General features: G+C 33.2%; 10 protein-coding genes. 8 read left to right on the top strand and 2 right to left on the bottom strand.

Annotated elements, in window-relative coordinates; all coding sequences use genetic code 11:
- Positions 1 to 383: 383 nt before the first annotated feature.
- The 8 genes from CHB81_RS13735 to CHB81_RS13700 all read left to right on the top strand — a co-directional run bounded on the left by CHB81_RS13735 (position 384) and on the right by CHB81_RS13700 (position 10116).
- A complete protein-coding gene (locus CHB81_RS13735; protein WP_089352435.1) occupies positions 384 to 2024 on the top strand; it encodes an OstA-like protein in 1641 nt (546 codons plus the stop codon).
- A gap of 38 nt (positions 2025 to 2062) precedes the next feature.
- The gene (locus tag CHB81_RS13730) at positions 2063 to 2542 is read left to right on the top strand and encodes a hypothetical protein (RefSeq protein ID WP_089352434.1); all 480 of its coding nucleotides are present in this window, start codon (positions 2063 to 2065) and stop codon (positions 2540 to 2542) included.
- Positions 2543 to 2648: 106 nt separating this feature from the next.
- The gene (locus tag CHB81_RS13725; protein ID WP_089352433.1) at positions 2649 to 3845 is read left to right on the top strand and encodes an aspartate aminotransferase family protein; all 1197 of its coding nucleotides are present in this window, start codon (positions 2649 to 2651) and stop codon (positions 3843 to 3845) included.
- Between the two features lie 273 nt (positions 3846 to 4118).
- The gene (locus CHB81_RS13720) at positions 4119 to 5516 is read left to right on the top strand and encodes a tetratricopeptide repeat protein (protein ID WP_089352432.1); all 1398 of its coding nucleotides are present in this window, start codon (positions 4119 to 4121) and stop codon (positions 5514 to 5516) included.
- Positions 5516 to 6265 (top strand): shikimate dehydrogenase, encoded by a 750-nt coding sequence (locus tag CHB81_RS13715; protein WP_089352431.1) that lies wholly within the window; start codon positions 5516 to 5518, stop codon positions 6263 to 6265. Before CHB81_RS13720 ends, CHB81_RS13715 begins: the two co-directional genes overlap by 1 nt.
- Before the next feature lie 620 nt (positions 6266 to 6885).
- Positions 6886 to 7131 (top strand): hypothetical protein, encoded by a 246-nt coding sequence (locus CHB81_RS27150; RefSeq protein ID WP_254921094.1) that lies wholly within the window; start codon positions 6886 to 6888, stop codon positions 7129 to 7131.
- Positions 7132 to 7389: 258 nt separating this feature from the next.
- On the top strand, positions 7390 to 9381 hold the full coding sequence (locus CHB81_RS13705) for a DUF349 domain-containing protein (RefSeq protein ID WP_089352430.1): 1992 nt from the start codon (positions 7390 to 7392) through the stop codon (positions 9379 to 9381).
- Positions 9382 to 9699: 318 nt separating this feature from the next.
- Positions 9700 to 10116 carry an OsmC family protein gene (locus tag CHB81_RS13700; protein ID WP_089352429.1) on the top strand — a complete coding sequence of 139 codons (417 nt, stop codon included), beginning with the start codon at positions 9700 to 9702 and terminating at the stop codon, positions 10114 to 10116.
- A 75-nt stretch (positions 10117 to 10191) separates the two neighbouring features.
- Here the strand turns inward: CHB81_RS13700 and CHB81_RS13695 are convergent, their stop codons facing one another.
- On the bottom strand, positions 10192 to 11463 hold the full coding sequence (locus tag CHB81_RS13695; protein WP_089352428.1) for a tetratricopeptide repeat protein: 1272 nt from the start codon (positions 11461 to 11463) through the stop codon (positions 10192 to 10194).
- 48 nt (positions 11464 to 11511) lie between these two features.
- The gene (gene gyrA, locus CHB81_RS13690; protein WP_089352427.1) at positions 11512 to 14151 is read right to left on the bottom strand and encodes a DNA gyrase subunit A; all 2640 of its coding nucleotides are present in this window, start codon (positions 14149 to 14151) and stop codon (positions 11512 to 11514) included.
- Positions 14152 to 14368: the final 217 nt, after the last annotated feature.

Here is a 14368-nt window from a genome sequence, read left to right as displayed (position 1 = left end):
ACGCACTGCTGTATGTCTCTACGATATACATTACCTATAAAAATTCATTTTACCAGAAATATCACAGTCCTTATTGAATCTTTAAACCTTTGTCCCTTTGAGCCTCTGCAACTTTGAACCTACTCCATATTAGACGCACTGCTGTATGTCTCTACGATATACATTCCCTATAAAAATTCATTTTACCAGAAATATCACAGTCCTTATTGAATCTTTAAACCTTTGTCCCTTTGAACCTCTGTAACTTTGAACCTACTAAGAAAACCTTTGTATCTAAAAAGATATAATTTAATCCTAATAACATTATAAGGTTGTAACCTTTTTCATAAATTTGACAAAAATTTAATCAATTGAAGAAATCACTCTTTTTCATATCTTACTGTTTGCTTTTGTTAAGCGTACAATCCATTTTTGCACAAGCGCCAAAACCAAAAACAATTAATATTGAGAATTCTGACCTTGTAGAAGTTAATCAAGTTTTAGTGCCTGACGGGATTTTGCTTACCGGAAATGTAAAAGTAAATCATGATGGTGTCGTATTAACTTGTAATAAAGCTTATTTCTTTCAGAAAGAAAACTACATCAAAGCTTTTGGAAATGTACAATTAGTGCAAGGTGATACTTTGTTCCTTAATAGTAAATATGCCGAATATAGTGGAAACGCAAAAAAAGCTTTTGCAACCGGAGATGCTGTTATGAGTTCGCCTGACGCTACTTTAAGCACGGATACAATTAATTTTGATCGAAATGTTCAGCAGGTTTTTTACAATACAAAAGGTACAATTGTCAATAAAGACAATACGCTGGTAAGTAAATCAGGTAGATATTATGTTGAGGAAAAGAAATTTCAGTTTTTAACCGAAGTAACAATTACAAATCCAAAATACGTTATAAAATCAAATCACTTAGATTATTATAGCAATTCAGGACATACTTATTTGTTTGGTCCATCAACGATTACCAGTAAAGCTAATTATATTTATACAGAAAAAGGTTTTTATGATACCAAGAAAAACCTCGCCCACTTTTTACGGAAATCCTATATAAAATATGATGACAGACTTATCGAGGGCGATAGTTTGTATTATGATAGAAATGTTGAATTTGCATCGGCAACGCGAAATGTAAAGATTACAGATTCTATAAATCGCGGAATTGTAAAAGGACATTATGCCGAAATTTACAAACTGAAAGATTCGATGTTTGTAACCAAAAGAGCGGTTGCAATCAACCTTGTTGAAAAGGATTCGGTTTACATTCACGGACAAAAATTAATGGTTACCGGCAAAGAAGGTGAACGAATTTTAAGAGCGTACAAAAATGTTCGTTTCTTTAAAATAGACATGAGCGGAAAATGTGATTCTATTCATTCAAATTCTAAAACCGCTTTGACAAAACTAATAGGAAGCCCGATTTTATGGAATGGCGATAATCAGATTACCGGAGAAGTCATGCATTTAATTGGCGATAATACCACCAAAAAATTAGATTCGTTAAAAGTACTCAATAACACCTTTCTCGTCTCGCGGGACACACTCGGAACCGGTTATAATCAAGTCAAGGGAATCAATTTATTTGGAAAATTCAGAGATGGAAAACTTCATGATGTTGATGTTATCAAAAATACCGAAGTCATTTATTTCATGCGAAATGATGAAAAAGAACTCATCGGAATCAATAAAAATGTGAGTAGTAAAATCAATCTGATTCTGGAAAATAATGCCATAGAAACGATTACATTCTATAATAAAGTTGATGGTGATATCTATCCCGAAGCCGATTTACCCGAAAATGCCCGTAAATTAAGAGGTTTAGTCTGGCGTGGTGATGAACGAATAAAGTCGAAAGACGATATTTTTACCGCAGAAGAAAATGAAATGAATGACAAATTAATCAAGGAAGGAAAAGATGACGAAGCCAAGAACAAAGATGTTCCGCTGAAAGTCAGGCAAGAAACCTTAAATTATGATAAAAAGAAACCAGCAGTAAAACCAGCAAAAGCAAGTACAAAAACTAAAAAGTAGTTTTCAAATTCTAAGTTTACAAAAGAACGTTCACAAAAATGAAAATATTTCCGGCAAGTAATTATAGCTTCAAAATAATTGGAGAACAAACAGAATCTCTTGAACGTTTAAAGCGAAGAACACAAATTTCTGAAAGTTTGAGTTCGAAGATAACTGATAAATCTTTTCTTGGAACAATTAACAACAACAGCTTTAAAATAATTTCAACTGAAATAGGAAAAGGTGCTTTTTGTGTTTTAAACGGGGAAGTCACTAACAAAAATGGAACTGTAAACGTAGAAATTAACAAAGCTTTCCAGATTTTATTATTCATTTTATTATGCTTACCAATTGCAGGTCTAATTGCGCAATTGTTTACTCAGGAACTAAATTTATTTTTAGTATTTATTGCAGTTGCAATTGGCCAAATCTTAATGATTCGATTTATATTTATTGAATTGGCTTTTAGACGTTTATCCAAAAGAAGTTTAAGCCGCTTAGTAGATGTTTTAGATATTGAGTCGCTTGAAAAAATATAATAAATCATAAATTACAAAATTGGTACTCAACTTTAAAGTTCATATACATTTAACTTTAAAACCTCAGAACCTTAGTACCTTTGCCACTTTGAACCTTTAAAAAGAAATGAATCCAGATTTTATAAAATATCAAGCACAAACTTCTCCATATCCATTAGGAATGGAAGTTTCGCATGCCATTGGCTCCTACATTTACGACACCAACAATAAAAAATATTTAGATTTCGTAGCAGGCGTTTCGGCTTGCACACTTGGTCATCAGCATCCACGAGTTAATCAGGCCATAAAAGATCAGTTAGACAAATACTCGCACGTGATGGTTTATGGCGAATATTCACAAAGTCCAGCCGTTCAATATTGCAAACTATTAGCTTCGCTCCTACCGGAATCTCTAAATAAAACCTATTTAGTAAATTCAGGTACAGAAGCGATTGAAGGTGCCTTAAAATTAGCTAAACGAACAACAGGACGCAGCCAGCTTATTTCGTGTCATAACGCTTATCATGGTAACACGATGGGCTCTATGAGTGTAATGGGATTCGAGGAACGCAAACAAGCTTTTCGTCCTTTGCTTCCTGATGTTGACTTTATCACCTTTAATAACGAAGCCGATTTAGAAAAAATAACCACCAGAACAGCTGCAATACTTTTAGAAACTATTCAGGGAGGCGCAGGATTTATTCAGCCTCACGATAACTTTTTACAAAAAGTCAGAAAACGTTGTGATGAAGTTGGAGCCATGATGATTGTCGACGAAATTCAGCCTGGATTTGGTCGAACCGGAAAGCTTTTTGGTTTCCAAAACTACGATGTCATTCCGGATATTGTCGTTATGGGAAAAGGAATGGGCGGCGGAATGCCGGTTGGTGCTTTTACAGCTTCGGCAGAAAAAATGGATCTTTTAACCGAAAATCCTAAACTAGGACACATTACAACTTTTGGAGGTCACCCTGTCATTGCGTCAGCATGTCTGGCTACTTTGCAGGAATTAACTGAAACTAACCTAATGCAAGAAGCTTTAGAGAAGGAAAAACTCTTCAGATCGCTTTTGGTACATCCTTTGATAAAGGAAGTTAGAGGAAAAGGACTAATGCTCGCAGCGATGACAGAAACAGCCGAAATAACTAACGAAGTTATTTTGACCTGCCAGAACAAAGGGCTTATTTTATTCTGGTTGCTGTTTGAAGGATGCGCCATTAGAATAACACCTCCATTAACAATTTCTGAAGAAGAAATAAAAGAAGGTTGTGCCATAATCTTAAATGTTATGGATGAAATCCTGAAAAAAGAGCAAAAAGCATAATTTGGAGCTATTTCCTGCTATCCGCTTTATCTTTTATTTTTTAAAGAAAAAAATAAAAGGATATCGCTTCTATCAGGGCTAGGGCTCAACGTTAAAAATAAACTATAATAATAACTAATAATCTCCTTAATAATAAGAAGATTATGACTAAAAACAGAATCGGAATTCTGTCCATATTGTTAATTAAATTGTTCAAAACAATTAATTTCCTTTCCCCACAACAATAATATGGTTGCCTAAATTTATAACAGGCTAATTTCAAATAAACAAAGTATGCAATTAAGCAACGAAGAAGAAGATTATAACCTATCCCTATCCAAATTTGAGTCTATGTTAAAAACTAACAAAGTACTCTTTTTTGATTCTGAAGAATTTGAAGAAATCATTCTTCATTATTTAGATATAGGTAAGGCTAATTTAGCAAAAAAGGCCTTGAAACTTGCATTAGACCAACACCCAAAATCTACGGGCTTAAAATTAGTACAAGTAGAAATGTTGGTTTACGACGATAAACTAGAAATCGCCGAGAAACTCCTGAATGAGTTATATGCAATTGAACCTAACAACGAGGAAATTTACATCCAGAAAGCAAATATTTGTTCTAAGAGAGATCAACACGAAAAAGCAGTAGAATTACTTAAAATTGCCTTGCAATATACGGACGACTACGCTGATGTCTACAACTTGATTGGAATGGAATATCTATTTATGGATAACCTTGAGATGGCAAAAGACAGTTTTATCAAATGTCTTGAAGAAGATTTAGAAGATCAATCTGCCTTGTATAATGTGGTTTATTGTTTTGAATTTTTAGATCAAAACCAGGAAGCCATTTTATATCTTAACGATTATATCAATAAAAACCCATATAGCGAAATCGCCTGGCATCAGCTTGGACGTTTGCATTATGGCGTAAAAGAATACGAAAATGCGATTCGCGCTTTTGACTATGCAACTCTTATTGACGATGAGTTTTTAGGTGCTTTCATGGAAAAAGCAAAAGCATACGAACGTCTTAAAAAATACGGCGAAGCAATCGAAAGCTACAACCGTACAATTGAATTGGACGATGCCACTTCTTATGCGTTATTACGTATTGGAAAATGCTACGAAAAGCTTGGTAATTCGGCGAAAGCCTTACAATATTACAACCAAACTGTGCACGAAGATCCGCTTTTAGATAAAGGCTGGATTGCGATAACTGATTTTCATGTTCGTCAAAAAAACTTTCAAAAAGCATTATTTTTTGTCAATAAAGCTTTGGCAATCGACAATCAAAATCGTTTGTACTGGAAACGTTATGCAACGATCAATAAACAAATGAACTTCTTTGAAGAAGCTGAATTTGGATATAGAAAAGCGGTAGAATTTGGAGATTATGCTTTAGATACCTGGTTATTCTGGGTTGATATACTTCAGTTTTTAGGAGAATTCGAAAGTGCTATTCAAACCTTATTACAAGCTACAGAGTATTTTCCGGAAGAAAATGAAATCGAATATCGTTTGGCGGGATTATATTTTATGATTCAGGACACCACAAAAGCAAAATTCCATTTAAGCAATGGTTTGCGTTTGAACTTCGATAATTACATTTTAATTGAAGATTTATTCCCTGTGGTTTGGTCCAAAAAAACAGTTAAAAACTATATTGAAAAACATAGAAAACAATAATGATTGATATTTTAAGAAGACGTTTTGGCTTGTTAGGCCGTAATATTAGTTACTCTTTTTCGAAAGGATATTTTACAGAAAAATTTAGCGATGAGGTATTTGCTGGTAACAGCTACGAGAATTTCGATATTTCTGAAATCAACTATTTTACTGAATTAGTAAAAAACAATCCGGATTTAAAAGGCTTAAATGTTACAATACCTTACAAAGAGCAAGTTATACCATTCTTAGATAAACTTTCTAGAAAAGCAGCCTTAATTGGTGCTGTAAACACTATTAAATTTACCAAAAACGGAAAATTAAAAGGCTACAACACCGATTATTATGGTTTCAAAAAATCATTAGAACCACTATTAGAACCACATCACAAAAAGGCTTTGATTCTTGGTACTGGCGGCGCATCAAAAGGTGTTGCTTTTGCACTTGACGAACTTAATATTCCGTATGTTTTTGTTTCGAGAGAAGCCAAAGAAAACATCATTGATTACAATTTAATCAACGCCACTACTTTTGATAATTTTCAGATCATAATCAATTGCACTCCGGTTGGAACAAGTCCAAATACAGAAGCTTGTCCGGATCTTCCTTATGAGTTTTTTACAGAAAAGCACATTGCATATGATTTAATTTATAATCCGGCAGAAACTCAGTTTTTAAAAAATGCCAAAGAAAGAGGTGCAACAATAAAAAACGGCTATGACATGCTTATTTTTCAAGCTGAAAAGGCCTGGAAAATCTGGAATAAATAAAACTTTCATTACGAAGAAAATGCTAATGTAATTTTATTATAACTACTCATTTATAAGTAGTTATAATAAAATCACCAAAACTATTCTTGCTTATTTTTTTTGATTAAAATTTCTGCCTTTGCACAGGATAATAATCAAGATGCAAATGAAAATTCACAAAACCGTTACACAGAAGCCTGGTATCATTACTACTTAAAACTATTTTACTTTTTAATGAGTATTTAGATACCGATAGCGGATCTTTTAATACCACAGAACTCAGGTTTTTATACTCAATAGCTAATAAAGCCTGGAATTTAAGAGTAGATTTTCCATTAATTTCTACCAATACATCTTCTATAAATAAAACCGGAATTGGAGATATTGGTGTCGGAATCAGCTATATTCCATATTTAAAGCATGAAAGTGACGGGATTGCTTTTCGGGCAAGAGTTATTTCCAATTCGGCGGCAGCTCAGGTTTTAGGATCTGGGAAATAGGTCTTTGCACCTGCTATCATTTATGGAAAATATCTAATTGCAAATAAACTTCTTTGGATAACCAATCTCGAAAATCAATCTAGTTCTGCAAGATCAAACAACCGAAACGATGTAAATCTTACTACATTCGAAAATTATTTCATGTATATTATTGAAAGGAATTGGATTGCTACCGATGTCGCTTTTCGATATAACAATATCAATAAAGGATATCCCAATAATGCCTTTGTAGAATTTGGCCGAAAAATTACCCAAAACGATATGGCATATATTCACCCAAGTGTAGATTTTGGAAGTCACAAAACATACAACCATGGTATCGAAGTTGGAATGCTTATTTTATTCTGTTTTTTTTACCAAAAGAAACTTCTACTGAAACTACTCTAGCTTTTATTTTAATAGAGAAAAATCAATTTATTTAAATCAAAATATCAACTTCACATCATTTTTCTTAAATGGATATTTATTTATTATTTAAATTAAGTTTAAAAGAAATAGCAAAAAATTCGATCTCACATTCGTAAATTACTTCAATAAATAGGGATTTCATCGCAAAATAACGTATAAACAAACGATTTATTTTGTATTTAGAAACACCTTTACTATCTTTCGGTCTGTTTAAAATAAAAACCTTATACATTTAAAATGTTAGAAGAAAAGAATGATAACCTGCAAGAGGCAGACGGAAAATTAGAACTCGAAATTAGCGATTCTACACAAGATAATGCAATTGAAACAGCTGCTCCTGAAGCAACAACCGAGAATGAACCTTCAGTCAATGAAGTTGAATTAGAAAATACGGTTGAAACTACAGAAACTGAGCACCAAACTGCATTAGATGCTATAACAAATTCGAATGCCGAAGAAAGTGAAGACGAGACGCTAAAGGATCGTCATGACATTCCTATGCAGGATTACAATACTTTTTCTTTGGATGCACTCGTTGATGAATTGAAAAAATTGGTCAACGATGATAAAGCAATGTCTGTAAAAGACCATATTGAAGAAATCAAAAAAGCATTTTTACTACAATATAACCATCTTATAGAGGAGAAAAAGGAAGAATTTAACGCTTCTAAAGAAGACCCGAACGAAGAATTCGAGTATCATTCCCCATTGAAATCTAAATTTGATGAATATTATAATGTTTTTAGAGAAAAAAGAAATGCTCATTTTAAACATTTACAAACAAACTTAAAATCAAATTTAGACAATCGACTTGCCATAGTTGAGGAACTAAAAGAACTTATAAATCCGCAGGAAAACATCAAAGACACACTTAAACATTTTAATGATTTAAGAGAAAGATGGAAAAATGCAGGAGCAATTCCAAAAGACAAATACAATCACGTTTGGAACAACTATCATTTTCATGTAGAGAATTTCTATGATTATCTGCATTTAGATCGTGAAGCCAGAGATTTGGATTTCAAATATAATCTGGAACAAAAGCAAAAAATAATCGCTCGTGTTGAAGAATTGGTTGACGAAACTGACATTAGCAAAGCATTCCGTGAATTACAGGATTTACACAGAATCTGGAAAGAAGATATTGGACCGGTTTCTAAAGAACACCGTGATTCAATCTGGAATAGATTTAGTGAGTTAACTAAAAAAATTCATGACAAAAGAGAAGTTTTATTCGAGAGCCAAAGAGCAAACGAACAAAATAATCTTGAAGCTAAGAAAGAAATTATTGCAAAAATTGAGGTTTTAGGAACTGAAAAAGTAAACTCTCACTCACAATGGCTGGTACAAATTCAGAAAGTAGAAGCACTTAGAAATGAGTTTTTTGCTGCCGGAAAAGTGCCATCAGAAGTAAATGAGGAAACTTGGGCTGCGTTTAAAACCGCTGTGAGAAACTTTAATTCTTTTAAAAACTCCTTTTACAAAGACATTAAAAAAGATCAAAACGATAATTTAAACAAAAAAATGGCTCTTGTTGCAAAAGCCAAAGAATTACAGGAAAGTACTGATTTTGGTGCTACTACTCCAATTATGAAGCAAATTCAGGAAGAGTGGAAACAAATTGGTCATGTTCCTAAAAAGTATTCAGATAAAATCTGGAAAGAATTCAAAGACGCTTGTAATCATTATTTTGATAAATTAAAAGAACACAAATCAGAAGAAAACGTTGATGAAGTTGCTGCTTTTGACAATAAAAAAGCCTATTTGGATGTTTTGAGAGCTTATCAACTAACAGGTGATCACAAAACAGATCTGGACGCTATCAAACAACATATCGAAATCTGGAAAGGTTATGGAAAAGTACCTTTTGGAAGAAGACACATCGAAGGAAAATTCAATAAAATTCTGGATGCTCTTTTTGAAAAATTAAGTTTGAGTAAAAAAGAAACTGAAATGATGCGTTTTGCTAACAGAATCGATTCATTATCTGACAGTAATGATACTCGTAAATTAGACAACGAGAAGATTTTCTTAATGCGTAAAATTGAAGAAGTTCAAAATGAAATTTTCCAATTAGAGAATAATATTCAGTTTTTCACGAATACTAAAAACGCTAAGAAAGAAAATTCAATTGTTCTTGAAGTACGTAAAAACATCGCTATCCATAAAGAAAGCCTTGACGTTTGGAAAGATAAATTGAAACAATTACGCAATTTAGGTCAGGAATAAGATTTAAGTGCATAAATTAATATTTAAAGGTGTAATGAAGATTTTTCATTGCACCTTTTTTTTTATGCACTAATTTTTTTTACCGCAAAGCACGCAAAGATTTTACGCAAAGTTCGCAAAGCTAAATAAACACACAGCTTTGCGAACTTTGCGTTTTTATAAACTCCGGCATATTTAAAAAACTTTGCGCGCTTTGCGGTTAATTTTTTCACACACTTCTACCTAAACTTAACATTACAATTAAATTTCATAAAACTATTCTTTAAAATATTGATTATATTTGAGAATCAAAAGATTATAAACTTAAAATATTATAAAATGAAATTTACAAGAAAAGCAAATGCCAACTGGAAAGGAACCGGCATGGAAGGAAAAGGAACAATCAGTACTCAAAGTAGTACATTAGATAATGCACAACTATCATTTAAAACAAGATTTGCAGACGGCGTAGGAACAAACCCTGAAGAACTTGTTGCTGCAGCACATTCTGGCTGTTTTACGATGCAATTAAGCTTTTTACTTAACGAAGGAGGTTTTACAGCCGATGATTTATCTACAGAAGCGACAGTTACTTTTGAAGACGGAACAATAACTTTGATTCATTTAGATTTAAAAGGCAAAGTTCCATCAATCTCTGCAGAAGAATTCGAAAAAACTGCTGCAAAAGCAAAAGAGATTTGCCCAATCTCAAAACTTTTAAATACTACAATTACTTTGTCGGCTGCATTAGTTTAGTCAACAACAGTAATTTTTAGACATAAAAAAATCCCGTTAAAACGGGATTTTTTTTATAAATCAAATAATGAATTCTTAGTTCATTGTAGCTTTTAATGCTTTTGCCTCAGCAGTCATTTCTAGAGCTTTATAAACTCCTAATAATGTTTTAGAAACATCTTCGTTTTTAGGATCTAATTCATTTGCTTTTTTAAGGTAAGGAATAACTCCTCTAAAAACATTTTCTCTTTGTGCTTTCAACACATCGTAACGTTTCATATCCTTTGCAGAAGTACCCAATTTATTCATTTCGTCAATAATTGGTTTCTCAGCTTCCAGTTTTAATGCTGCAAGATTAAGGTAAGCATTTGTATAATTTGGATTGATCTCGATTGCTTTTAAATAGTACTTCTCAGCATCTGCCGTATTTTTTGCATTACCACTGATTACACCTAAATTAAAAACAAGATCAGCATTGTTTGGTTCTTTTTCCAAAGCCTGAGTTACTAATTTTTTATAAGTATCATAGTCTTTAGTTTCAAGGTATAAATTAGCTTCTGAAAGAATCAAAGAAGAATCATCAGGGTTTGCTTTTCTTGCATCAGCGATAGCTTTTTTAGCATCTTCGATACGTCCCTTTTGAACTAAAATTAAAGCTAGATTTTTGTAAATCTCCCCTCTTTTAGAAGGAATAGCTTCTGTTTTTGGTTTTTCGTGAGTTCCCAATTTTACAGCTAAATCTCTTTCTTTTGCAGTATTAAAACCATCTTCACTACCTGAAGCTTTATTCACAGCAGTATATGCAGTTCCTTTTCCTGAAAAGTTTAATTTTTTTAATTCCTCATACATTGGCAAAGCACTATCATAATCCTGTGCATTTACTGCCGTAGAAGCTGCATAATATAAATTGATTGTATCTTTTGTATCTAACAAGTAAGCATCATACAATTTTTTTGCACCTTCTTTTACTTTATTCTCTTTTGTATCAGCAATAGCCGAATTAATTAATTTTCCTTTAATTTCAGTAATTGAAGTAGCAGCCTGAACCGAATACTTTTGTTTACCTGAAGTTTTCTCAATCTCAATTAATTTTTTGTAGCTCTCAGCAGCAAGAGATAAATTTTTACCTTCTTCTACTTTTTTGTTTGCCAAATCTAAATAAGCATTTCCTTGTACAAAATAGTATTGTGCTTGTTCAACGTCTTTGGCATTTACTACCAAGTTTTCAGCGTCTTTCAATATTGTAATTGCTCCTTGAGCATCGCCGCCTTTTAATGCTTTTTCAGCACTCTTAATTTGATCTTTTTGAGCAAAAGTAGCTACCGAAATCAATAATGCTGATGCTAGTATTACATACTTACTTTTCATAATATTCAATTTGTGTATTTAATTTTAATTATTCCCGGGTTAAATTTATTATTCTTCAGATTCTTCTTCTTCAGAGTCGTCTTCGTCTTCTATTTCTTCATCAGAATCATCGTCATCGTCTTCTACAGTTCCGTCATCTTCCAGAACTTCTAAGTCCGGCTTAACTCTTTCGATCACAGACTCAATAACATTACCATCTTCATCAACAACAACTTCAGCAACATCATCTTTCATAACTTTTGTTACAGCCGCAATAGAATCTTTACCTTTTAGATTAATCAAACGAACACCTTGTGTTGCACGTCCCATTACACGTAAATCTTCAATAGCCATTCTAATTGTCAATCCTGATTTGTTGATAATCATTAAATCATCAGCATCGGTTACAGCGCTAATAGAGATTAGTTTTCCTGTTTTCTCCGTAATATTAAGTGTTTTAACACCTTTACCTCCACGGTTCGTAATTCTGTACACATCTTCACCATCGTCATCCACTAATTTAGTACGTTTACCGTATCCGTTTTCAGTTACAACTAAGATTTGTGAATCAGCAACATCATTTTTACCAACAGTAACCATACCAATTACTTCATCAGTATCATCTTTTAAGGTAATTCCACGAACTCCAGAAGCTGTTCTTCCCATCGGACGTGTTTTAGTTTCCTCAAAACGAACCAATTTTCCAGATTTAACTGCCAAAATAATTTGGCTTTCACCATCCGTTAATTTTGCTTCAAGTAATTCATCACCTTCCTTAATAGTAATGGCAGCAACACCATTTACTCTAGGTTTAGAATATTTCTCTAAAGATGTTTTCTTAACCTGACCTTGTTTTGTTACCATTACAAGGTTATGACTGTTAATATAATCTTTGTCTTTTAAGTCTTGCGTACAAATGAAAGCTTTTACTTTATCGTCGCTTTCAATGTTTACCAAGTTTTGGATTGCTCTACCTTTTGCGGTTTTGCTTCCTTCCGGAATTTCGTAAACACGCATCCAGAAACATTTTCCTTTTTGAGTAAAGAACATCATATATTGGTGATTGGTTGCAACGAACATGTGTTCAAGGAAATCCTGATCTCTTGTTCCTGCACTTTTTTGTCCAACTCCACCTCTATTTTGAGTTTTGTATTCTGTTAAGTTAGTACGTTTGATATAGCCTGCGTGCGAAATTGTAATAACCACATTTTCATCAGCAATTAAATCTTCGATACTTACATCTCCACCAGAATATTCAATTTGAGAACGACGGGCATCTCCGTATTTCTCACGGATTTCTTCCAGTTCTTCTTTGATTAATTTAGTTCTTAAATCTACGTCCGCCAATAATGCTTTTAAATGCTCTATTAACTTCATTAATTCTTCGAACTCAGCTCTTAACTTATCTTGTTCCAGACCTGTTAACTGACGTAAACGCATCTCAACAATAGCACGAGCCTGAATATCTGATAAATTAAATCTTTCGATTAATTTATCACGAGCCTCTTCTGTATTTTTAGAACCTCTGATGATCGCGATTACTTCATCAATATTATCAGAAGCAATGATTAGACCTTCTAAGATATGTGCTCTTTCCTCCGCTTTACGCAATTCAAAACGAGTTCTTCTTACTACAACATCATGACGGTGCTCAATAAAATAGTGAATCATATCTTTTAGATTCAACATTTGTGGGCGACCTTTTACCAATGCAATATTGTTTACACTAAAAGAAGATTGTAGTGATGTGAACTTATATAAGGTATTCAAAACTACGTTTGGCGTAGCATCACGTTTCAGGATATAAACAATACGCATACCGTTTCTATCTGACTCGTCACGAATATTCGCAATACCTTCAATTTTTTTATCGTTAACTAAGTCAGCCGTACGTTTGATCATTTCGGCTTTGTTAACCTGATATGGAATTTCAGTAACAATAATACATTCTCTTCCGTCAACTTCTTCAAAACCAACTTTCGCACGCATTACAATACGTCCTCTACCAGTTTTAAAAGCTTCACGAACACCTTCATAACCATATATTACACCACCGGTTGGAAAATCCGGAGCTTTAATATGTGTCATTAATTCGTCAATTTCAATATCATTATTATCAAGGTAAGCAAGTGTTCCGTTGATAACTTCAGTTAAATTGTGTGGCGGCATGTTTGTTGCCATACCAACTGCAATACCAGTTGCTCCGTTCACTAATAAAGTAGGAACTCTTGTAGGCATTACTTTTGGCTCATATAATGTATCGTCAAAGTTCAATTGAAAGTCAACTGTTTCTTTTTCGATATCTGCCATGATATCTTCTGAGATTTTGCGCATTCTGGCCTCAGTATAACGCATTGCTGCCGGACTGTCACCATCGACAGAACCAAAGTTACCCTGACCGTCCACTAATAAATAACGCATACTCCATTCCTGAGCCATACGTACCATTGCATCATAAACAGAGGTATCTCCGTGTGGGTGATACTTACCCAGAACCTCCCCTACGATTCTCGCAGATTTTTTGTGGGCAGATCTTGATGTTACTCCTAAGTCATACATTCCGTAAAGAACTCTTCGATGCACTGGTTTCAAGCCATCTCTAACATCAGGAAGCGCTCTCGATACGATTACTGACATCGAATAATCGATGTAAGCTGATTTCATTTCATCTTCTATGTTAATAGGAATTAACTTTTCTCCTTCAGACATAAGTTGTTATGTTTAAATAATTATATTAGTTTCAAAGCGTGCCAAGATACGTTTTTTTGGAATTTTTTCAGCTATTTACTTACACTTATTTCAATGATTTATTAACAACTTTATTTCCTCTTTTAGTTAATAAATTAAGCGTATTTTAACGCTTTTATTGTTATTTTTTTCGTCCCTTAGCTGTCAGGAGATCTCGAAGGGTATGGTTTTTGTTTTT

Origin of the sequence: Flavobacterium sp. ov086 (genome assembly GCF_900187965.1) — a bacterium.
In the GTDB taxonomy this organism is placed as follows: Bacteria; Bacteroidota; Bacteroidia; order Flavobacteriales; family Flavobacteriaceae; genus Flavobacterium.
The sequence above is the reverse complement of the archived record's forward strand: the minus strand, read 5'-3'. Positions and strand labels throughout refer to the sequence as shown.

Excerpts from the sequence above, each read along its gene's own strand:
- CHB81_RS13730 (WP_089352434.1), top strand. The coding sequence starts at position 2,063 with ATGAAAATATTTCCGGCAAGTAATTATAGCTTCAAAATAATTGGAGAA.
- CHB81_RS13705 (WP_089352430.1), top strand. The coding sequence starts at position 7,390 with ATGTTAGAAGAAAAGAATGATAACCTGCAAGAGGCAGACGGAAAATTA.
- CHB81_RS13715 (WP_089352431.1), top strand. The coding sequence starts at position 5,516 with ATGATTGATATTTTAAGAAGACGTTTTGGCTTGTTAGGCCGTAATATT.
- CHB81_RS13700 (WP_089352429.1), top strand. The coding sequence starts at position 9,700 with ATGAAATTTACAAGAAAAGCAAATGCCAACTGGAAAGGAACCGGCATG.
- CHB81_RS13695 (WP_089352428.1), bottom strand. The coding sequence starts at position 11,463 with ATGAAAAGTAAGTATGTAATACTAGCATCAGCATTATTGATTTCGGTA.
- CHB81_RS27150 (WP_254921094.1), top strand. The coding sequence starts at position 6,886 with ATGTATATTATTGAAAGGAATTGGATTGCTACCGATGTCGCTTTTCGA.
- gyrA (WP_089352427.1), bottom strand. The coding sequence starts at position 14,151 with ATGTCTGAAGGAGAAAAGTTAATTCCTATTAACATAGAAGATGAAATG.
- CHB81_RS13725 (WP_089352433.1), top strand. The coding sequence starts at position 2,649 with ATGAATCCAGATTTTATAAAATATCAAGCACAAACTTCTCCATATCCA.
- CHB81_RS13720 (WP_089352432.1), top strand. The coding sequence starts at position 4,119 with ATGCAATTAAGCAACGAAGAAGAAGATTATAACCTATCCCTATCCAAA.